At 65.5% G+C, this 21291-nt stretch carries 17 protein-coding genes and 1 tRNA gene; 3 read left to right on the top strand and 15 right to left on the bottom strand.

The window, feature by feature from the left end; translation table 11 throughout:
• Nucleotides 1–177: 177 nt before the first annotated feature.
• Nucleotides 178–858 (top strand): TetR/AcrR family transcriptional regulator, encoded by a 681-nt coding sequence (locus SPHV1_RS13245; protein ID WP_054946511.1) that lies wholly within the window; start codon nucleotides 178–180, stop codon nucleotides 856–858.
• A gap of 85 nt (nucleotides 859–943) precedes the next feature.
• On the opposite strand, the gene SPHV1_RS13240 is transcribed toward SPHV1_RS13245, so the two are convergent.
• The 5 genes from SPHV1_RS13240 to SPHV1_RS13220 all read right to left on the bottom strand — a co-directional run bounded on the left by SPHV1_RS13240 (nucleotide 944) and on the right by SPHV1_RS13220 (nucleotide 9003).
• Nucleotides 944–1141 carry a hypothetical protein gene (locus tag SPHV1_RS13240; RefSeq protein ID WP_054946510.1) on the bottom strand — a complete coding sequence of 66 codons (198 nt, stop codon included), beginning with the start codon at nucleotides 1139–1141 and terminating at the stop codon, nucleotides 944–946.
• A 79-nt stretch (nucleotides 1142–1220) separates the two neighbouring features.
• On the bottom strand, nucleotides 1221–4871 hold the full coding sequence (locus SPHV1_RS13235) for an error-prone DNA polymerase (protein ID WP_054946509.1): 3651 nt from the start codon (nucleotides 4869–4871) through the stop codon (nucleotides 1221–1223).
• Nucleotides 4872–4881: 10 nt separating this feature from the next.
• Entirely contained in the window at nucleotides 4882–6468 is a 1587-nt protein-coding gene (locus SPHV1_RS13230) for a DUF6504 family protein (RefSeq protein ID WP_054946508.1), read from the bottom strand.
• Complete coding sequence (locus SPHV1_RS13225; RefSeq protein ID WP_054946507.1) at nucleotides 6440–7192, bottom strand: hypothetical protein; 753 nt, start codon at nucleotides 7190–7192, stop codon at nucleotides 6440–6442. Before SPHV1_RS13225 ends, SPHV1_RS13230 begins: the two co-directional genes overlap by 29 nt.
• A 263-nt stretch (nucleotides 7193–7455) precedes the next feature.
• Nucleotides 7456–9003: an amino acid permease gene (locus SPHV1_RS13220; protein WP_054946506.1), complete on the bottom strand. Its 1548-nt coding sequence runs from the start codon at nucleotides 9001–9003 to the stop codon at nucleotides 7456–7458.
• A 186-nt stretch (nucleotides 9004–9189) separates the two neighbouring features.
• Here SPHV1_RS13220 and panB point away from each other — a divergent pair, with 186 nt between their 5' ends.
• Nucleotides 9190–10068 carry a 3-methyl-2-oxobutanoate hydroxymethyltransferase gene (gene panB / locus SPHV1_RS13215; protein WP_054946505.1) on the top strand — a complete coding sequence of 293 codons (879 nt, stop codon included), beginning with the start codon at nucleotides 9190–9192 and terminating at the stop codon, nucleotides 10066–10068.
• Nucleotides 10069–10083: 15 nt separating this feature from the next.
• On the opposite strand, the gene SPHV1_RS13210 is transcribed toward panB, so the two are convergent.
• From SPHV1_RS13210 to efp, 8 genes are all read right to left on the bottom strand, one after another.
• Nucleotides 10084–11940 (bottom strand): tetratricopeptide repeat protein, encoded by a 1857-nt coding sequence (locus tag SPHV1_RS13210; RefSeq protein ID WP_082431006.1) that lies wholly within the window; start codon nucleotides 11938–11940, stop codon nucleotides 10084–10086.
• A complete protein-coding gene (gene prsR / locus SPHV1_RS13205; RefSeq protein WP_054946503.1) occupies nucleotides 11906–13282 on the bottom strand; it encodes a PEP-CTERM-box response regulator transcription factor in 1377 nt (458 codons plus the stop codon). The genes SPHV1_RS13210 and prsR overlap by 35 nt, the downstream gene beginning before the upstream one ends.
• Nucleotides 13282–15405 (bottom strand): XrtA/PEP-CTERM system histidine kinase PrsK, encoded by a 2124-nt coding sequence (gene prsK, locus SPHV1_RS13200; protein WP_054946502.1) that lies wholly within the window; start codon nucleotides 15403–15405, stop codon nucleotides 13282–13284. The genes prsR and prsK overlap by 1 nt, the downstream gene beginning before the upstream one ends.
• Nucleotides 15405–16790, bottom strand: coding sequence for a TIGR03013 family XrtA/PEP-CTERM system glycosyltransferase (locus SPHV1_RS13195; RefSeq protein WP_054946501.1), 1386 nt, complete (start codon nucleotides 16788–16790; stop codon nucleotides 15405–15407). Before SPHV1_RS13195 ends, prsK begins: the two co-directional genes overlap by 1 nt.
• Nucleotides 16791–17083: 293 nt before the next feature.
• Nucleotides 17084–18421 (bottom strand): amidohydrolase, encoded by a 1338-nt coding sequence (locus tag SPHV1_RS13190; RefSeq protein WP_054946500.1) that lies wholly within the window; start codon nucleotides 18419–18421, stop codon nucleotides 17084–17086.
• Between the two features lie 102 nt (nucleotides 18422–18523).
• A tRNA-Leu gene (locus tag SPHV1_RS13185) sits at nucleotides 18524–18607 on the bottom strand.
• Nucleotides 18608–18763: 156 nt separating this feature from the next.
• Nucleotides 18764–19585, bottom strand: a complete 822-nt coding sequence (locus SPHV1_RS13180; RefSeq protein WP_054946499.1) for an inositol monophosphatase family protein — start codon at nucleotides 19583–19585, stop codon at nucleotides 18764–18766.
• A 33-nt stretch (nucleotides 19586–19618) separates the two neighbouring features.
• The gene (gene efp, locus SPHV1_RS13175; protein WP_054946498.1) at nucleotides 19619–20182 is read right to left on the bottom strand and encodes an elongation factor P; all 564 of its coding nucleotides are present in this window, start codon (nucleotides 20180–20182) and stop codon (nucleotides 19619–19621) included.
• 121 nt (nucleotides 20183–20303) lie between these two features.
• Here efp and SPHV1_RS13170 point away from each other — a divergent pair, with 121 nt between their 5' ends.
• Nucleotides 20304–20693, top strand: coding sequence for a hypothetical protein (locus SPHV1_RS13170; protein ID WP_054946497.1), 390 nt, complete (start codon nucleotides 20304–20306; stop codon nucleotides 20691–20693).
• Between the two features lie 18 nt (nucleotides 20694–20711).
• On the opposite strand, the gene SPHV1_RS13165 is transcribed toward SPHV1_RS13170, so the two are convergent.
• A complete protein-coding gene (locus SPHV1_RS13165; RefSeq protein ID WP_156367349.1) occupies nucleotides 20712–21020 on the bottom strand; it encodes a hypothetical protein in 309 nt (102 codons plus the stop codon).
• Between the two features lie 10 nt (nucleotides 21021–21030).
• On the bottom strand, nucleotides 21031–21285 hold the full coding sequence (locus tag SPHV1_RS13160; RefSeq protein WP_054946495.1) for a MoaD/ThiS family protein: 255 nt from the start codon (nucleotides 21283–21285) through the stop codon (nucleotides 21031–21033).
• Nucleotides 21286–21291: the final 6 nt, after the last annotated feature.

The following is a 21291-nucleotide window of genomic DNA, read 5'->3' as shown; positions in this document are numbered from 1 at the left end:
CGGCCCTTTCACGGCTGAAACACGGGTTCGAGTCCCGTAGGGGTCACCATCTCTTCCGGCGCGACCGGCGCCGTAGCGACCTTTCGCACCCCCGAAAATCCTCCATACCGCGCAAAGCGATACGCGATTTCGTTCGCGCGATTGATCTGACCTGCGACATCCCTCTAAGGATGGCCGATGTCCGATCTGGCAGAGGCAGCCCGAGCTGCGAATCACATCCGCAGCCTGACGCCGCGACAGCGCGAACGACGCGCGCGTATTCTCGATGCGGCCTATGCCCTGCTGGTCCGCCATGGCTACGACGCGATGTCGACGAAGATGATCGCCAGCGAAGCGGGCGTTGCAGAGCGCACCCTGTTCAACATCTACAAGACCAAGGACGCCCTGATCGCCACCGCCGCGCGCGAACGCAGCGAGGGCTTCATCGAGGAAGCCTGGAGCAAGGCGGCCGATCACGGCATCGGCTTCTTCCTTTCCCTATGCGAAACGCTCTCGCGCCGAACCCTTGAAGCGCCCGAAGTGGCGCGGGCATTGGCGCCGGTGCTCGTCCAGCAGACGGATCTCGTCGCCCTGCACGAAGTCTATCGCCGCTATGTCGGAAGAGCGCTGGAGGAACTGGTCGACCGGGATGCGCTGGACCCGGCAGTCATCGACGTGCTCAACGGGCTGGTCACGATGCGCATGGTAAGCGCAGTCACGCTCTGGGCCGGGCAGGCGATCGCCGACGATGCACTCGAAGCGCACATGCGCCTCGGCGTCTGCGAGGTCCTGTCCCCCCATGTTCGGGGCCCCTTGCACGACTGGTCGATCGAAGAAGCAAGACGCTGCGTTGACGCCCTCGCAAGAACGGCACTTTAGAACCTGATATTAAGGCAAACTGCATTCTGAAGCCCGCACCGCGCCAAGGATATGGCAGTACGGTGCGGCGAAGCGAGGGCGGCGTTCAGTCCATCATCGCAAACAGCGCCCAGGACAGCGCGGTCCCGGCAATGAACAGCGGCCAGGACCAATAGAAGCTGTGCCCCTCGATATAGGTGTGCTGGATCGTGAGCATACCGCCCTTCGAGCCGTTGGAACCGATGATCAAAGACACGACCCAGGTCAGCAGAAATCCGGGAATGAGACCCTTGAGGAATGCCATGATGACTACCTGATTGATGTTCGACTGCGGCGCCAGTGTCGCAGCGAATGGTTAAGATCGGGCTACGCCGCCTCCTTCCTCAATGGAAGTCTCGCGATTTCGGGATCACGCGCGTATCGCGGGGATGGCCCTGGTGGTAGCCGCAGTCGCGGTTTCCGGGCCCGGGGGGCTGCCACGGCTCTACCGGTTCGAACGGCGTATCCTCCTTCACCCCCAGTTGCTGCGCGCGCGTGGGGAGCGGGTTGTTCACGTGATCGGCCCGGGCGATGGTCGCGGGCAGCAGGTCTTCGGAAAGGCGGTGCAGGTCGTGCGTCGCATCGGTGAGGTGCGCGGCAATCACGTGGATCACCTCGTCGTCGTATTCGACACGCCCGCGCACCTCCATCAGCCGCGAGCCCATGATGACCTTGCGCTGGCGCTCCATGACGTGCGGCCAGACGACGACATTGGCGACGCCGGTCTCGTCCTCGAGTGTGATGAAGCACACCCCCTTGGCGCTGCCCGGCCGCTGGCGGATGAGCACGACACCCGCGACCTGCACCATCGAGCGATACTTGCGCGCCAGCAGGTCCGCTGCGCGCACGAATCCGCGCTCGGCCAGCGAGGCACGCAGGAAGGCCATGGGATGGGCTTTGAGCGACAGGCGCTGCGTCTGGTAGTCGGCCACCACTTCCTCGCTGAGCGGCATCCGCGGCAAGCGCGTGGCAGCCTTCTCGGCCCCCTCGTCGCGCGCGGCGGCCGCGGCGAAAAGCGGCAGGTCGGGCGCGGCGATCAGGCTGCGCGCATCCCACAGGGCCTGACGCCGCGACAGCCCCAGCGAACCGAAGGCATCGGCAGAGGCAAGCCGCTCGACCAGCGCCGGGGATAGTCCCGCCCGCTCCCGCAAGGCCCCGACATCGGCGAAAGCCCCCTGCTCCGCCCGTGCCGCGACGAGGCGGGCGGCGGCGTGTTCCGGAAAGCCGTCGATCTGGCGCAGGCCCAGGCGAAGCGCAATGTGACGGTCCAACCGCCCCGTCCCGTCGTCCCTGCAGAGGCGGGAAGCCCGCCCTGCCTCCTCATCCTTGCGGAAAGCGCCCCCCCCACCTTCGCGGGGATGATGCGCAAACCGAGAAACCGGCTTGTCCATCACTTCCAGCGTGCAGTCCCAATCCGAATGATTGACATCGGCGGGCAGCACCCTGACCCCATGCTCGCGCGCGTCGCGCACGATCTGGGCCGGGGCGTAGAAGCCCATCGGCTGCGAATTGAGCAGGGCGCAGGTGAAGGCCCCCGGAAAGTGGCACTTGAGCCAGCTCGAGACATAAACGAGGTGGGCGAAACTCGCCGCGTGGCTCTCGGGGAAGCCGTATTCACCGAAGCCCTTGATCTGGTTGAAGCAACGCTCGGCAAAGTCGGGATCGTAGCCGCGCGCGATCATCCGACCGACCATCATGTCCTGCAGTTCCGAAACCATCCCGCGCGAACGGAACGTCGCCATCGCCTTCCTCAACCGGTTCGCCTCGGCGCTGGTGAAGCGCGCCGCATCGAGCGCGATCTTCATCGCCTGCTCCTGGAAGATCGGCACGCCCAGCGTGCGCCCGAGGATCGAGGAGAGTTCGTCGGGCGGGCCGTGCTCGGGTGCCGGCGCCGGGATCGCCACCGCCTCCTCGCCGCGTCGGCGCTTGAGATAGGGATGGACCATGTCGCCCTGGATCGGCCCGGGCCGCACGATCGCCACCTGTATGACCAGATCGTAGAACTCGCGCGGCTTGAGGCGAGGCAGCATGTTCATCTGCGCCCGGCTTTCGACCTGGAACACGCCGAGCGAATCCCCCCGGCGCAGCATCGCGTAAGTCTCCGGATCCTCACGCGGGACAGTGGCCAGGGTGAGCGGCCTTTCATAATGTTTTTCAAGAAGATCGAGGCATTTTCTGATACAGGTCAGCATACCTAGGGCCAGGACGTCGACCTTGAGAATGCCCAGCGCATCGATGTCGTCCTTGTCCCATTCGATGAAGCTGCGCTCGGGCATGGCGCCGTTGCCGATCGGCACGGTTTCGGTCAGGGGCCCCTGCGTAAGAATGAAGCCGCCGACATGCTGCGAAAGATGGCGGGGCATGCCGATCATCTGCTCGGTCAACTTCAGAACGCGTCTGAGGTGCGGGTCGGTCAGGTCCATGCCCGTCTCGCGGACATGCTTCTCGCCGATCTCCTTGCCGTAACCGCCCCACACGGTGCGGGCGAGCGCACTGGTCACGTCCTCGGACAGGCCCATGGCCTTGCCCACCTCGCGGATCGCCATGCGCGGGCGGTAGTGGATCACCGTCGCGCACAGCCCCGCACGGTGGCGACCATAACGGCGGTAGATGTACTGGATCACTTCCTCGCGCCGCTCGTGCTCGAAATCGACGTCGATGTCGGGCGGCTCCTTCCGCTCCTCGGAAATGAAGCGGTCGAACAGGAGGGCATGCTTGGCCGGATCGACGGCAGTGATCTCCAGGCAGTAGCACACTGCTGAATTGGCTGCCGAGCCGCGTCCCTGACACAGGATTGGCGGTTCCTGATTTCTCGCAAAGTCAACGATGTCCTTGATGGTCAGGAAGTATCTTGCGAGGTTCAGCTTGCCGATCAGTGCCAGTTCGCGCACCAGCGTTTCGCGTACGCCTTCGGGCACGCCCGAGGGATAGCGCCGCGCCGCGCCCTCCCATGTCAGCCTGTCGAGATGCGCCTGCGGATCGAGACCGCCCGGGCAGATCTCCTCGGGATATTCGTACTGCAGTTCCTCAAGGCTGAAAGTGCAGGCATCGGCCAGTTCGCGCGCCGCCGTGACGGCATGCGGCCAGCGATCGAACAGGCGCACCATCTCTTCGGGCGATTTCAGGTGCCGTTCGGCATTGGCTTCGAGCGCCCATCCCGCCCGGGTCACGCTCGTCCGGTGGCGAATGGCGGTCATGACGTCCTGCAAGGGCCGCCGGTCGGGCGCGTGATAGAGCACGTCGTTGGTGGCCAGGATCGACAGGCCATGGGCCTGCGTCATGACGTCAAGCGCCTCGATCCGGGCAATGTCGTCCCCCTTGTGAAAGCGGCAGACTGCCACGTGGCGCAGGCTCGGCAGGCGTGCAGCCAGATGCGGCAGGAGGGTCGAGAGCGGGCCGGTCACCTGCCGTTCGCCATTCCGGTCAGGCCCAATGTCGCGCTTTTCCGGATCCTCGCCCCCCGCAGGACGGGGAAAGGCTACCACGTTGCTTTCCACCGCAACCGTAAGCCGCGTGTCCAGGTCCCGCGGCGGCACCAGCACAAGGTGCACGCCCTGCGCATGGGCGGCGAGCATCCCCAGCGAGATCTCGCATACCCCCTTCTCCTGCCACTGGCCCGAAAGCGTGCCCATGCGCCCTGCGGAAATCATCTGGCACAGGCGCCCATAACCCGTGCGGTCGGCGGGATAGGCAAGGAACACCAGCCCCTCGACCGTCTCGATCCGGCAACCGATCACCGGCCTCAGCCTGAGCGTCTGCGCCTCGGTGTGCAGCCGCACGACGCCGGCCATCGAATTGACGTCGGCAATCCCGAGCGCATCGTAGCCCAGCCTGTAGGCTTCGCTGACCAGATCCGCCGCGTCCGAGGCCCCGCGCAGGAACGAAAAGCAGCTCGCCACGCCCAGCTCGACGAAAGGCGCACGCCGGGGCGGAACGACGCTGTCCGGGTCGATCTCGACGCGATGGCGCTCTGGCGTCAGCGGGGCTTCGGGCATGGCGGCGGTCCTAGGCGCAGATGCCCTGGAGGAACCAAGCCGGCGTGCCGCCGCGCCCGTCGCCGATCACGCCGCTACGGTAGATCCAGTAACGCCGGCCCTGTCCGTCCTCGATGCGGTAATAGTCGCGCAGGCGTGCCGTCCCGCGTTCACGCCACCATTCGGGCGCGATCCGTTCGGGGCCTTCGGCGCGGGCGATCTCGTGAACCTGCCCCCGCCAGCGAAACCGCTTGGGCAGACCGTCGGGGGTCTCGTAGATCACCGCGATCTGCTCAGGCCGATCCAGCATTTTCAGGGGCCTGAAGTAAAAATCGAAAGCAGCTTGCGAAGATGTCTCGCGCTCCAGCGGCCCCTGCCAGCGCTGCGCCCGTTCGGGCAGGTGACTGGCGCGTGGCACCGGCCGGCGCACGGCCTCCTCACCGAGCCGCACCGAGAGCCGGTCGATACAGGCCGCAAGGCTGGTGCCATGGGCTTCGGCCGCCGCTTCGAAATCCTGCTGGGACAGGGCCAGCGGCTCGCACCAGGGCGCGCGCATGCGGACCAGTTCGATGCCGAAGCCTGCGTCGAGCCCTTCCAGCTTGCGCCCGTAGAGACCGGCAAGATGTTCGGCATCGCGGCTCGGGGCGGCCAGTTCGAGACGGCGCACGAGGACTTCGCCGTCGACCTTCCACAGCCCCAGCTCAAGCCGCCGCGCGCCCAGCGCTTCCCCTTCGAGCTGGCGGGCCATGTCCTGCGCCAGATCGGCGACGACACGGTCGAGCAGGTCGCGATGGCGGATCGGCTCCAGCAACCGGCGCTGCACCAGCGGGGCATGGATGACGGTGACCGGCAGCAACGGCTCGGGCACGCAGCCAAGCAACTGGTCCATGCGCAGCAGCGGATTGGCGGCAGCCGAGCGGCGGTTGCGGAACCGGCGCGAAAGGGCATCGCGCGCCACCCCGCCCAGATCGCCAAGACGCTTGAGACCAAGACGGCGCAGCACCGTGAGCACGTCATCGTCAAGTCGCAGCGCCGCGACAGGCAGGCCGGACAGGCGCGCGGCAGGATCGTCGTCGGGATGCAGGATCGCCCCGTCCGGCCCATGATGGGCCAGCGCCCAGGCTGCTCCGGCGGTCGGCGCAAGGGCCAGGCGCACCGACAGCCTGCGCCGGGCGAAAGCAGCCCGCGCATCGGCCAGCAGAGCCGCCTCGCCCCCGAACAGGTGAGCGACGCCGGTAACGTCGACAAGCAGCCCGTCGGGCGGGTCGAGCGCACTCCACGGTCCCCAGCGCATCGCCCAGGCGGCAAGGCTTTCGAGAAAGGCAAGATCGCCCGCCGGGTCCGAAGGCGCGACAGCCAGTTGCGGACAGAGCGTGCGGGCATCGACCAGCATCGCGCCCGGCTGTGCCCCGCCGTTCAGCCCCGCATCGTTGACCGCGGCAAGGCGCGGCCCATGCGCGGTCTCGGCGATCAACGCCAGCGGCTGCGCATCGACGCCCTCACCCGCGGCCAGCCCCTCGACCAGCCGCCAGCGGTCGAGCGCAAGCTGCCTCAGCCAGATGGCGAGGATCCGGCGAGGCGGGGCGGCATTACCCGCGGGCTTCGACCGGCTGGGCATGATGGGACGAAAAGCGGGATGGAGCGATGGCCGCGATGCCCCCTGCCCGTTCGGCCACCAACCGGCCATCGTCACGCAGCACCCAGGTTCCCGGGGGATGGCGGCGGGCACGGAACAGTTCTGCCTGCCAGCTCGGCACGCCGGGAGCCTGCGGATTCCAGCGCGGCTGCGGCGAGGCGCAGGACTGCGCGCGCCAGCGCATGCGGGCGGACGACAGGTCGGCCTTCGCGTCGAGACGAACCAGCCAGAGCGGCACGCCGTGACGCTCGGCAGCAAGGCTGAGACGGCGCGAGGCGGTGAAGTCGAGCGCGCGGGGATTGCCGGTCACTTCGCCGACGACGAAAGCGAAGTCGCGGCAGCGCAGCCCTTCTTCCAGTGCGAAGAGTGCATCTTCTGCACTACGGGCGGAGACATGGACGAGGCGATGACGCAAGGCGCGCGGCAAGCCGGGAAGATAGGGCCGGCCGCTGCGCCGGAGCGCCTCGCGGTCCTGCACCCAAAGCCACATGCGATCCTCCTGCGCATCGGCAGAAGGCCCATCGGAAGACCGGGCAGCCATGCGATCGAGCGCAAGGGCAAGGGCAAGGCCGGCCCCGGCGCCTTCGTTTCCCGCGGCGAAAACTTCACCGTGGGGGACTTCCCCGGAAACCAGGTCGGGGCGCCATGCATCGGCCTGCCTGACAGTGAGGCTGGCGGCAGTGGGAATGGAACTGATTTCAACCATCGAATCGCACCGGAGAAATAATGTTCTTATTATGTTCTCATTTGCCGTGACTGGCAATGGTGCGGATGTGGACAGCCCTGGGGACAACCCGGGGGATGATCGGCGCAAAACTCGGGCAAAGCCGGCGCAAAACTCAGGGACAACCCGGGATAACTTCCCGGCAAGGCCATGGGCCAACGCGGTGACGGAACGCATCCGCCTCTGCCAAGGCAAAGAAAAGGGGGGCAAAAGCCCCCCTTTTCCTCAATGCGCGATCGGACGTCTCACATCGGCGGAACCGGCTGCGGCGGTGCGTCGGGATCCTCCTCGTGCACCTCGATCTTGCCGAGGCCCACGTGGCTCTTGCGATAGCCGTAGGAGAAATAGACCACGAGACCGATGCCGCCCCAGACCGGGAGCACCATCTTCGCCTCGAACGGCAGGTTGAAGAACAGGCCGAGACAGCCCAGTACCGCGATCGGCGCGACCACCCACACCAGAGGGGTGCGGAACGGACGATGCCGGTCAGGCTGGGTCTTGCGCAGGATCATCACCGCCAAAGCGACCATGAAGAACGCGAAGAGCGTGCCCGAGTTCGAGATGTCGGCCAGCTGACCGACCGGCAGGAAGGCCGCGAAGAAGGCCACCGCAACGCCGGTGATCATCGTCACGACGTGCGGGGTCTTCCAGCGCGGGTGGATCGACGCGAGCTTCTCGGGCAGCAGGCCGTCGCGGGCCATGACGAAGAAGATGCGGGTCTGACCGAAAAGCATGATCAGGATGACAGACGGCAGCGCCAGGAAGGCCGCCACGCCGATAAGGTCACCGATCCGCTCCCAGCCGATCGAGCGCAGGACATGGGCCAGCGCCTCGCGCGAGCAGACCAGGGGTTCGATCGTCCTGGCAGCGATCGCCTGACACTGCGAGGCCAGTTCGGGCGTGCCCGGGGCGAGGATTTCCCCATCGGGTCCGTTGACCGGCTGCGCACCCAGTGCACCGATCGCGCCCGCGGCCACCAGCAGGTAGAACACCGTGCAGATGCCGAGGCTGCCGATCAGGCCGATCGGCACGTTGCGCTGCGGGTTCTTGGTTTCCTCGGCCGCGGTCGAGACCGCATCGAAACCGACGTAGGCGAAGAAGATCGAGGCCGCTGCGCCGACGGCGCCAAGGCCCGCGCCATGTCCGTTGCCGAACCAGCCGTTGGGCATGAACGGTTCGAAGTTCGCGCCCTTCATCACCGGGATGGTCAGCACGATGAAGACCGTCAGCGCTGTCACCTTGATGCCGACGAGAATCGCATTGACCCGCGCGCTCTCGGTTGTGCCGATCATCAGCAGAAGGGTGACCAGAAGCGCAATGACAAGCGCCGGCAGGTTGACGATGCCGTCGGCGTAAGGACCGACGATCAGCGCGTGGGGCAACTCGATACCCCAACTGTGCAGCAGGCCGACGAAATAGCCCGACCAGCCGACCGAGACCGCACTGGCGGCAACGGCATATTCGAGGATGAGCGCCCAGCCGACCATCCAGGCCAGCAGTTCACCCATAACCGCATAGGTATAGGTATAAGCCGAACCCGAAACCGGAACCATTGAGGCGATCTCGGAGTAACACAGGGCCGCCACGCCGCAGACCACGGCGGCAATGACGAAGGCCCACATCATCCCCGGCCCCGCTTTTTGCGCGGCCTCCGACGTGAGCACGAAGATACCGGTGCCTATGATGGCGCCGACACCCAGGAGCGTGAGCTGGATTGCGCCCAGCGAACGATGTAGTGATTTTTTCTCAGCCGTCGCCAGAATGGCGTCTAACGGCTTTACGCGACCGAACATGCGGTGAACCCCCGGAATTTCCATGGATGGCGCGAAGCTAGCGCCATGCAAACGCTTGGCAAGAGCGAACAGGTCTGGACCCGTTCATTTGTCACTCTGCGGTCATCATTGGGATCCAATGTGGCGCGTCGGAACCGAGTGCAAGTACCTTTGCCAGACTCGCGTCCGGCGGCTAGAAGTCATTGCATGTCCACGACCTTCCAGCTCGACACCGCGACCAGCCGCGCCAATCCCACGCCCGCGCCCATGAAGCGCCTGACGATTCCGGCCATTCGCCGCCGCAAGAAGGATGGCGTAACGGATGAACCCATCGTCATGCTGACTGCCTATACCGCCCGGCAGGCACAGCTGCTCGACGCCCATTGCGACCTGCTTCTGGTCGGCGACAGTCTTGGCCAGGTGATCTACGGGCTGCCATCCAGCGTGCCGGTGACGCTCGACATGATGGCCGCCCATGGCGCCGCAGTCGTACGCGGGAGCTATCATTCCGCCGTCATCGTCGACATGCCTTTCGGCACATACGAGCAATCGCCCCAACAGGCTTTCGAAAGCGCGTCGCGCCTGCTCAAGGAAACCGGCTGCGCGGGCGTGAAGCTGGAAGGCGGCGAAGCCATGGCCGAAACGGTGGCATTTCTTTCCAATCGCGGCATCCCGGTCATGGGCCACATCGGCCTGACTCCGCAGGCGGTGAACGTGCTGGGCGGCTACAACGCCCGCGGTCGCAGCGACGCGGAAGCGGCAAAGATCGTGTCCGATGCAAAGGCACTCGACGACGCCGGAGCCTTCGCCATCGTCATCGAAGGCGTAGTCGAGCCCATCGCGATCGAGGCGACCAAGGCGATCACCTGCCCCAGCATCGGCATCGGCGGTTCGGCGCAGTGCGACGGCCAGGTGCTCGTCACCGAGGATATGTGCGGCATGTTCGAGCGCGTGCCCCGCTTCGTGAAACGCTACGCCGACATCGCCGGCCTGATCTCGGGCGCTGCCGAGCAATATGCCCAGGAAGTGCGCGCACGCACGTTCCCCGGCGTAGAGCAGACCTACCAGCCGAAAAAGCCTGCCTGAGGTCGCTCAGGAGCACTAGCCCTCGCCCGGCGTCGACAGCTTCCGCCGGGTAGCGGCTATGAGTGGCGTATCGCCGAGCATCGCCTGCGCCTTGTCGAGCAGCGCCGCCGCCATCCGCGAATTGCGCCCGCTCGACGCGTAGCTGTAAGCGAGTGCCTGCGTGGCGACGGGGCTGGAGCGCTGCAGGCGGTAGGCCGCGCGGGCATCGGCCTCTGCCGCCTCCACATCGCCGGTGTCGGCCTCGATCAGGGCCAGATCGCACAAGAGCCGGACATCGCGCGCGCCGCCGTTGTCGCGCAGCCACCTCAGAACGGCGAGCGCCCTTACGGTATCGCCCTGCACCATGGCCAACCGGGCTCCGGCGCGCAGGGCTTCGCGGCTGCTCGAGCTTTCCCGCAGATAGCTTCCCACGAGCTGCTGCGCGCCGCGGATGTCGCCCGCCATCATGTAGGCTTCGAAGCGCCGCGCGAAGAGATGGGCAGGCATGCGGATCTGCGCAGCTGCGATATAGCGCGCCTGCGCTGCCTGCGGCCTGCCGAGCGCGAGTTGGACGTCACCGGCGAGCGACAGGTTGTCGAAGAAGCCCGGATCGCTGCGCTGCGCCGCTTCAGCCTGCGCTTCGGCCGCTGACGCCTCGCCCCGGGCCAGCATCGCGCCAATGGCATTGCCGCCGGGAAGTACGCGCAATGCCGCTGCCTGCGGTCGTGCCGCAAGGTCCAGCAGTTCTCCGGCACGCTGGCGGTCGCCCAGTGCCTCGTAGGCGCGCGCAACCACGGTCAGAAGGTAGGGCGAGGCATCGTCGTGCGCGATCTGGTCGCGAAAGCGTAAGGTCGCGTAACGGTATTCGCCGCTCAGGTAGATGGACCGGGCAAGCAGCTCCTGCGCCTGCCGGTTGTCGGGCCGCATCCGCAAGACCCGTTCGAACAGCTCAGACGCGGCTGCCGGATTGCCCACGCCCAGCTCGCTCACCCCGCGCAGCAGCAGTACGCCGGGCTGCCCGTCGAGCCGATCATCGGTATGCGCGAGCAGGCTACGCGCCAACTCATGGTTCCCGGCACGCGCGGCGAGAACCGCCTGCAGGTAATAGGCGCGCGGGTGTCCGGGGCTGATCTTCAAAACCTGCCGCGTCAGCGTCAGGCAATCGCTTGCCCGTCCCAGGTCCCCCAGCGTCGCGGCATATTCGAGCATGACCGACACATCGTCCGGTGCCTGCCGGAGAGCCTTTTCGAACCAGGGCATCGCCGCAAGCAGGCCGTAGCGATCGCGGGCCAACTGGCCGCGAAACTCGAGCGCGCGCGCATTGCCGGGATCGAGCTGCAGGGCATGTCCCGCCGCGCTTATGGCAAGCCGGTGCTGCCCGCCGGAATAGCGCAGACGGGCTATCTCGACCCACAGCCCGGCATCGTCAGGCGTTATGGCAAGAGCCTTGTCGAAAGCCTTGCCTGCGGCGCCCAGATTGCCGTCGAGCCGTTCCAGCCGGGCAAGTGCGCGCCAGCCCCCGGCCGCGCTCTGCGGTGAGAATGTCCCGGACGCCAGCCACTCGCGCGCCTTGTCGCGATTGTCCTGCGCAAGGTAAGCCTCGCCCATGAAGGCCGCGACATCCGCGCGGCTCGCCCCGCGATCCAGCGCGCTGCGCAGCTTGGCCTCGCCGTCGATCCCGTCGCCCCGGGCAATCGCGCCGCGCGCTTCCTCGATCAGTGCCGCGACCGAAGTCTCCTCACCGCGCCCCGGCCTCGCCATGAGCGCAAGCGGGACGGCAAGCAAGGCCGGCAGCAGCAGCGTAAGCGCCTTGCGCTGCCAGCCCCCTGCCCTGCGTCGTTTCGGCGCAAGGGATGGGTCAGGCCTGGAGATCGTACTGCTTGAGCAGGTCATAAAGCGTCGGGCGGCTGATCCCGAGCATCTTGGCGGTGCTGGAGATATTCCCTTCGCTGCGGGCGAGCGCATGACGGATCACCTTGCGGTCGGCCTGCTCGCGCGCGGACTTGAGATTGAGGGCGTTGATCACCTCCTCGTCCGGTTCGTTGAGATCGAGGTCCGCCGCCGAAACGAGCTTCTCGTCGGCCATGATCACCGCACGCTTCACGCGGTTTTCCAGTTCGCGCACATTCCCCGGCCAGCCCCACGAATCGATCGCGGCCAGCGCATCGGAGGCAAAGCCGCGCACGCGCGGGTTCATCTCCTTGGCATAGCGGTTGAGGAACGCCTTGCCGAGCAGCGTCGCATCCCCGGGACGTTCGGCCAGGCTGGGGATCTTCACCACGATCTCGGCGAGACGGTAGTAAAGATCTTCACGGAACCGTCCATCGGTGATCATCGTCTCCAGATCCTGGTGCGTAGCGCAGACGATCCGCGTGTCGACCGGAATCGATTCGCGCGAACCGACCCGCTCGACGACGCGCTCCTGCAGGAAGCGCAACAGCTTGACCTGGAGCTGGAGGGGAATGTCGCCCACCTCGTCGAGGAACAGGGTACCCCCGCCGGCCTGCTCGATCTTGCCCGGCGTAGTCTTTACCGCACCGGTGAAGGCGCCCTTCTCGTGCCCGAACAGCTCGCTTTCGAGCAGGTTTTCCGGGATCGCCGCACAGTTGATTGCCACGAACTCGCCCTTGGCGCGGTCGCTGGCATCGTGGAGCCCGCGCGCGAGCAGTTCCTTGCCGGTGCCGCTCGCCCCCAGCAGCATGACCGAGACGTTGGTGTTCGCGACACGCTCGATGGTACGGGCAACACGGATCATTTCCGGCGCGCCGGTGATCATCCGGCCCAGCACCTTCTCGTCCTTCTCCACCTTGGCGGCGAGACGTCGGTTTTCCTCTTCCAGCCGATGAAGCTGCAGCGCGCGCCGAACGATCAGGCCCAAAGCATCAATGTCGACCGGCTTCTGGTAGAAGTCATAGGCCCCGCGCGCGATCGCCTGCAGCGCGGATTCGCGGGCATTGTGGCCGCTTGCCACGATCACCTTGGTGTCGGGCTTGAGTGCCATGATCTCGTCGAGAACGGCAAAGCCCTCGCTCACGCCGTCCGGATCGGGCGGCAGGCCGAGGTCAAGCGTCACGACGTCCGGCATTTCCGAACGCAACAGCGTCAGGGCCGACTGACGGTCTCCCGCGATCAGCACGTCGAAATCCTCGTAGGCCCACTTAAGCTGGGCCTGGAGGCCGGCATCGTCCTCCACGATCAGGAGCTTGGGAAGCACCTTGCTGCGGGCGTCGGTCATCAGGCTACCCTCTGGTCCTTGTTGGCAATGTTGTCATAGAGATCCTGGGCCGCGGCGAGCGGCACGCGCACGACGAAGCGCGATCCCAGGCCCTCGCGCGATTCCACTTCGAGACGGCCGCGCATCGCCCGCACCAACTCGCGCGCTTCGAATGCGCCGATGCCGAAACCGCCGTTCTTGGTCGACACGAACGGCTTGAACAGTCGGTTGCGGACGAACTCCGCGCTCATGCCGCAGCCGGCATCGAGCACTTCGAAGCGGGCATTGAGGCCGTCCGCGCTCACCGCAAGGAAGACCGGGCTGTCGGGCCCGCTGGCGTCGAGCCCGTTCTGGATGAGGTGGACGAGCACCTGCTCGAGCGAATGACGGTTGCCGGTGACGGTCAGAGCGTGACGTTCCGCAACGACTACCTGCGGATTGTCCTTGAACCGCTGGGCCACGGCATCGATCACGTCGAGTACCGGAACCTGCTCCAGCTTCTCCACGGCGCCGTTTCCGTAGCGCGAAAGGCGAGCGATCAGGGCGTTCAGCTTCTCGGAGGAATTGCGCAGGGTGACGAGCATGTCGTCGCGGAATTCCTTCTTGTGGGCATGAAGCTCGGCATTGCGCGCCAGAAGGCTGAACTGGCTGGCGAGGTTCTTGATGTCGTGCATCACGAAAGCGATGCGGCGGTGGAAGTCCTCGAAGCGGCTGGATTCCGCAAGCGCTTCCTGGCTCGCATTCTCGGCAAGGTAACTGGCGACCTGCTGGCCGATGACGCGCAGGAGGTCGAAGTCCTCCCAGTCGAACTTGCGCACGATCTGCGGCCGCGCCAGCACGACCATGCCGACAAGACGCTCGTAGTGGACCAGAGGCACCAGTGCCCAGGCCCGGCGTTCGTCGATCAGCCACTGCGGCACGACGATGCCCGGACTGGTGGAATCGTCGCCGGCGCGAATGTCGTCGAGATCGGTGATGTAGCCGGTCCGTTCGAAGACCTCGAGCGCGCGCATCGGCATGGCTTCGGCGGGCACTTCGATCTCCGCCCAGTTCCAGCGCGAGGCCAGCGTCAGTTCGCCCTGCTCGCCCGGCGCCAACAACAGGCCAGCGGGGCTGTCGGTAACGTCGGCAATCGACTGGACGACGCGTTCGCCCAGCGGCTTGGCCTCCAGACCGCTGCTGCCGATGGTACGGGTAAAGCGCAGCCACTCCTCGCGGTAGTCGTAGCGGTGCTGGAAGAAATGCTTGGTCAGCGTGACCTTGAACCAGCCGCGCACGCGGCGCGATGGCAGGACGACCAGCGCGAAGGCGCTCGCCAGAGTCAGGAAAGTCAGTTCGATCAGGCGCGCGAAGTCACCTCCGGCATAGGACAGCCACTGCGCCACCGACACCATCGCCACGAGATAGACGCCGATCACGAGCAGCGAAAAAGTCTGAAAGGTAACGGCGCGGGAAGGCTTGAGGCGCAGTTCGTCGCGGTTGCGCGCGATGGCCAGCAAGAAAGCCCCGGCAAGCGCCAGTGCGGCCACGCCGCGGAAGGCCGCGATCTCGATCGGCCAGTCCCCGCCGAGATAGGCGATCGTGTAAAGGTTGAGGTCGAAAGCCCAGAGAAAGGCCAAACCCGACGCCGGCCAGCGCAGTCCCGGCCGCGTCTCGCGCGAGGCGCCGGCGTAGAGATTGTGGACGAGGACCAGCCCGCCGACGGTCACCAACAAGCGGAACAGGACATTGGATTCGAACGCAACGCGCAGGAAAGCTCCGTCAAAGGAGGCACGTGTCAGCGCGGCATCCACGCCAAGGTGCAACAGTTCCACGAAAGCCAGCGCCACGATCACCGGACGGATCGGCGCGAGACTGGCGTGACGCCCGTCACTGGCGAAGAATCGGTAGATTACGAAAAGCCAACCCAGGTTGCGGGCGCTTTCGGCCAGCGATGGCAGCAGGATGAGGCGTCCGGTCATCGCGGAAGCAATCGCCAGACACCATGCCGCCGTCAGGAACAGGGCGACGACGACCGGGGTTCCGACATTGCCGAAGCGCTCACGCCGCGGCCAGAGCCAGATTGCGAGGCTCGCCACCGCAATGGCTCCCGAAAGATCGAGCCCGATGCCCAGAAGCGCCCAGAACTTGTCGCTACCCGTCATCAGCGGGCTCCCTCATGCCAGAGGACGACGCGCAAGGTTTGGAGAATGATCAACAGGTCGAGAAACGGCGTGTAGTTCTTCGCGTAGTAGAGATCGTATTCCAGCTTGTTGCGCGAATCCTCGATCGAGGCACCGTAGGGATAATTGATCTGCGCCCAGCCGGTGATGCCGGGCTTCACCATGTGGCGCTCGGCATAGAAGGGTAGCTGATCCTCAAGATCGGCGACGAATTCGGGACGCTCGGGACGCGGTCCGACGAAGCTCATTTCACCTTTCAGGACAGTCCATGCCTGCGGGAGTTCGTCGATGCGGGTGAGGCGGATGAACTTGCCGACGCGGGTTACGCGCGGATCGTCCCTGGAGGCCCACTGAGCGCCTGCCGCCTCGGCATCCGTGCGCATCGAGCGCAGCTTGATGACGTTGAACGACTGCCCGAACAGGCCGACTCGCGACTGGCGATAGAAGGCCGGTCCCTTGCTGTCGATCTTCACGACGATCGCGAAAAGCACGATCACCGGAGCCGTCAGGGCCAGCAACAGGGCGCTGGCGGCAATGTCGAAGACGCGCTTGGCGGCGCTGGAGATCATGCGGCCCGAAGAGAAGCCGTCCGAAAAGATCAGCCAGCTCGGATTGACCGTGTCGAGATCGACACGCCCTGTCTCGCGCTCCAGGAAGCTGGAGAACTCGTTGACGTGCACGCCTGCCGTCTTGATGCGCAGGAGGTCCTTGAGCGGCAGCGCATTGCGTCGCTCTTCCAGCGCCAGCACCACTTCGCTCACGCCCAGGTTCTCGACGTAGCGGGTAAGGTTGTGGATAGCGCCGCGCGCGATGGCTTCCTCGACGACGGGTTGCGCCTCGCTCATGGCAATGTAGCCGACGATGACAAAGCCGCTCTCGGGCCGCTCACCCAGTTCGCGCAGGCGCTGCGCGCGCGCGCCGGCCCCGAGGACAAGGACGCGGCGCCGAAATGCCGACGTGCCGAGGATACCGCTCAGAAGCAGGCGGTTCAGGATCAGCAGCACGATCGCAATGCCCATCGAATAGGCCAGCGTCGAACGCCAGAAGTGTTGCCCGGCCGCCAGGAAATCGACGAAGGACAGCGCGATCACCCCCAGTGAGATCGCCACCAGCAGGCGCGCGGCGGCGAAGCGCATCGAACGCAGGGCATCGGTGCCGTAGACCCCCACCGAGATCATGGAGAGCACGAGGACGGCGGCAAAGGCGCCATGCGGCAGCAGGCGATCGCCGATGTCTCCGGCGTCCATGCCGATCTGCCCGGCTCGCACCCGCCACGAAATTTCGTTCGCGCTGATCAGCAGCACGATGTCGACGAGCCAGAGCAGCACGACCGAATGCGGGATGTAATGTTTAAAAAGACGAATCATCGTCGCATCGAACCAATCTCAAAGGCCGCAAGGGGGGCTTCGAGAGCCTTGCCTAAGGCAAAGGCGTAAAATGTCGGTAAAACTGACAGTGGCCGACAATCGAATTCTCGTTGCCGGCGACCAGTTTCCTGCAATTTCTCGATTTAATGCCCCGCAGTGTCGGCGACGATTACAGTGGCCGGCCCTCCCCGGCCGCTGCCGTCACTTGCCTGCATCGACTCCGGCGCCCGGAGATATCGGGGTGCGGCACTCCAACCTTGGTTAATCGGTACGCGGGTCCTGCCCGACCTGAACTACTTTGCCATCAACCGCAGAGCGGTGAGCGTCAGGGCCTGCGAGCCGGCGCCGACAACCTTGTCCGCCTCGGGGGCCCAGAACGGGCTGTGCAGCGAGGGCAGCGGCGCTCCGCCGGACTTGGCAGCGGCGATTTTCTCCGGTGACGAGCCCCCAACCCAGAAGATCACCGACTTGATGCGGTCTTCGTCCGCCCGGCGAAATTCGCCGAAATCCTCCCCACCCATGACCGGCGGAGTCAGCAGGGCGCGGTCCTTGCCCATCTTGTCCTGCAGGTAGGCAATCGCCTGCTCTGTAAACTCGGGCGAATTGTAGGTGGAGCGGGTGTAGTTTTCCTTCACGGAGACCACCGGCATCAGGTCCTTGGGGATGCCCGAGGCAATCGCCTCTCCCTCTACGATGCGCCTGATGCCCGAGAGCAGCTTCCGGCGGGTTTCATCGGAGAAACTGCGCACGGTGAGTTCCAGCTTGGCCTGATCGGAGATGATGTTGTGCTTGGTACCGGCATGGAACGAGCCGACCGTGACAACCACGGGATCGAGCGGATCGCTCTCCCGGCTCGCCAATGTCTGCAGCTTCATCACGATGGCGCTGGCCAGCACGATAGGATCCCTGGTGGTATGCGGATAGGCGCCGTGACCGCCGACGCCCTTCACCAGGATGTCGACCGAATCGACATTGGCAAGCGCCCAGCCCTTGGCCGCACCGACAACGCCAGAAGGCAGTTCGGGCGTATCGTGGAACGCCAGTGTGTAGTCCGGCTTCGGAAAGCGCGTGTAAAGCCCGTCTTCCAGCATGGTCGTGGCGCCGGTGCCGACTTCCTCGGCCGGCTGCCCGATCATGACCAGCGTACCCGACCACTCGCCCTTGCGCGCCGCCATGAGCCGCGCGGTCTCGATCCAGGCGGTCATGTGCGTATCGTGGCCGCAGGCATGCATGATCCCGCTTTCGACCCCGGCGGTTGAGACACCCCGTTCCTTCGAGGCGAAAGGCAGCCCGGTCTGCTCGGTTACCGGCAGGCCGTCCATGTCGGCGCGGATCAGGACAGTCGGCCCCTCACCGTTTTTCAGCACTGCGACGATGCCCGTCTTGCCGACTTTCTCCGTAACCGCGAATCCGGCCTTGCGCGCCGCATCGGCCATGACCCTGGCGCTGCGCACTTCCTGGTAGCTGAGTTCGGGATGGGCATGGAGATCGCGATAGATCGCCATGAGGCCGGGCATGTCCCGGGCAATCGAATCGGAAACGGGCTCCGCGGCGACCGGGGTGACACAAGCAGCCAGGGCTACCGAAGCGAGAGGGCCGAGCGTTGCGGCCTTGTGCGGCGATTTCCTCATGAAAGACAAGGCTATGGCGTGCCTGTCAAAGTCGCAAGTCCCTTGGTCGGAAATGCCCATTCGCCCGTAAAGCCGCGGTCGTAGCGCCGAGCGCGGCGGCGGTGGTGCCCCTGGCCCGACTCGAACGGGCACGTCTTGCGACAAACGATTTTGAGTCGTTCGCGTCTACCATTCCGCCACAGGGGCACGGGATGAGCCGGCGACGCTTAGCCGCAGGTCTTGCCGCATTCAAGTACGCAAGCGCCTTGCGCCCTAACTAATTGCGAAAAAGGGCAAGCAGCAGGGCCGCCGTTACTTCAACGGCCTGCCCGCTCCTTGCCCCTGATCGATGTTCTGGACGGCTCAGGCCTTGAGCGAGGTCACCAGGATCTTGTGCAGGCGCGTGTGCAGCGCGTCGTTGCCGGCCAGGACTTCGCTGTCGCAGATCGGCAGCGAACGCCCCTTGTAGTCGGAAACGAAACCGCCAGCCTCGCGCACGAGCAGGCAACCTGCCGCCGTGTCCCAGGGGCTGAGGTCGGATTCCCAGAACCCCTCGTAGCGGCCCGCGGCAACCCATGCGAGGTCGAGCGCGGCCGAACCGAAGCGGCGGATGCCCGCGACCTGCGGGGCAAGGCCATGATAGATCTTGGTCCATTGACCGGCATCGCCCTTGTTGGCGAAGGGAATGCCCGTAGCGATCAGGCTCTCGTCGAGGTGACGGCGCGAGGAAACGCGCAGGCGACGGTCGTGCAGCCAGGCGCCGCGCGACTTTTCCGCCCAGAAGCTCTCGTCGGTGATCGGCTGGTAGACGATACCGGCGGTCACTTCGCCCCAGCCGCGACCGTCAAGGCGCGGTTCCTGCACCGCAATCGAAACCGCAAAGTGCGGCATGCCGTGCAGGAAGTTCGTGGTGCCGTCGAGCGGGTCGACGATGAAACGCGGCTTGGTCGGGTCGCCCTCGATCTCGCCGGCTTCCTCGAACAGGAAGCCCCAGTCCGGGCGCGCGGCCTTGAGTTCGTCCCAGATGGTGCGCTCGGCAGCCTGGTCGGCCTTCGAAACGAAGTCGGAAGGCCCCTTGCGGCTCACCTGCAGGTGTTCGATTTCGCCGAAGTCGCGACGCAGGCGGGCGCCCGCCTTGCGGGCCGCCTTTTCCATGACGCGGATGAGACCGGAAATTGCGGCCATGTTTCTAACTACCTTGTTCTTGCCGGGAAGGAATCAGTCCGCCTTGCGGACGTAAGCCTTCTCGTAGACGTCGACGACGATGCGGGTGCCGCTCTCGATGTGCGGCGGAACCATGACGCGCACGCCGTTGTCGAGAACCGCCGGCTTGTAGCTCGACGAAGCGGTCTGGCCCTTCACTACGGCGTCGGCTTCGACGATGGTGGCTTCGACCTGCTCGGGCAGCTGTACCGAGATCGGGCGCTCTTCCCACAGTTCGAGAAGAACCTGCATGCCATCCTGCAGGAACGCGGCGGCATCGCCCAGCAGGTCGGCAGGCAGCTGGATCTGGTCGTAGTTTTCGATGTCCATGAACACCAGCTGGTCGCCCTCGGGGTAGAGGAACTGGAAGTCCTTGGTGTCGAGGCGAACCTTCTCGACCGTGTCGGCGCTGCGGAAGCGCACGTTGGTCTTGCGGCCGTCGATGAGGTTCTTCATCTCGACCTGCATGAAGGCACCGCCCTTGCCCGGCTGGGTGTGCTGCGTCTTCGCAACCTTCCAGATGCCGTTTTCGTATTCGAGAATGTTACCGGGACGAATGTCGACGCCGCTGATCTTCATGGGTTCATGCCTTCGATGGGAAAGAGCCTGGTTCCGGCCCACGCGTGGCCGGGAAAGGATGCGCCCTTAGCGAAGCTCGGTCCTTGTGGCAATTGCTTCGCGCCAATGCTAGCCGGTTGCCATGAAACGCGCACCCGGAATCGTCACGGGCCTGATGGCCGCCTGCACCCTTGCCGCAAGTGCGAGCGCCGAGGCCCCGCCTCCCCCGGTTCCCGGTGGCCCGATCGGCACGCTCACTCTCGGCACCTATACCTGCGAACTGCCCGGCGATGCCAGCGGACCGCGGGGCAAGGAACTGCCCGACTATGCGTTCCGGGTGGTCAATGCCTCCAACTACAAGGCGGGCGGCGTACGCGGCAGCTACCTTTACACCGGTGACCGGGTGGCGATGACCGGCGGCAAGCTCAAGGGGTTGAAGTTCCGCCGCGTATCGACCGGCTTCCTGCGCCAGATCGACGATGCCGGCAAGGAAATGGAAATGCGCTGCGTGCTGACCTCGCGCGCGTTCTGATCCGGCCGCGAGCGGGAATCACGAACTCGTCAGCGTTCCCTCGTCCCAGACGAGAAAGTCGACCGATTGCGACACCAGTTCGAGGACAACCCCGTCTGCGTTGGTGAACTTTGCCGGCCCTGCAGGGCACAGTCGGGCGGTGTCGCCCAACTGGGCCAGCAGTTCGTTGCGACGCTCGTCGGCAAGCTCGGCGCCGCGCGCAAGGATCACACCGTGGTTGCCGAAAAGGTCCCGGAAGTGAAAGGCCTCGGACGGACCAAAGGGCCGGGACAGGTCGCTCAGGATCTCGACGCCGAAGGGATCGATCCGGGTGAACTGCAAGGTCACGCCCACGATCCTACCCTCCCCCTACGCGCGGCAGCACGATCACCTCGCGGACATCGGCAAGAGGGCGGGTCCAGTCTGTCTCGAGAACACCATCGACAGCAAGATGTACGCGCGCCCGGGCGATCTTCGCGAACCCGGGCCCTTGTGCGTCGAGCTTCTCGATCAGCTCGAAAAGATTGCCCGCATCGAGCGACAGCCGCTCGGCGCCGAAGAACTCCTTGTCGAACGGCGGCATGATCACGATGCGCAAGGGCGACGCGCTCACCCGCGC

The sequence above is a fragment of the Novosphingobium sp. KN65.2 genome (assembly GCF_001368935.1).
Lineage (GTDB): Bacteria > Pseudomonadota > Alphaproteobacteria > Sphingomonadales > Sphingomonadaceae > Novosphingobium > Novosphingobium mathurense.
This window is presented reverse-complemented; position numbering and strand designations above follow the sequence as displayed.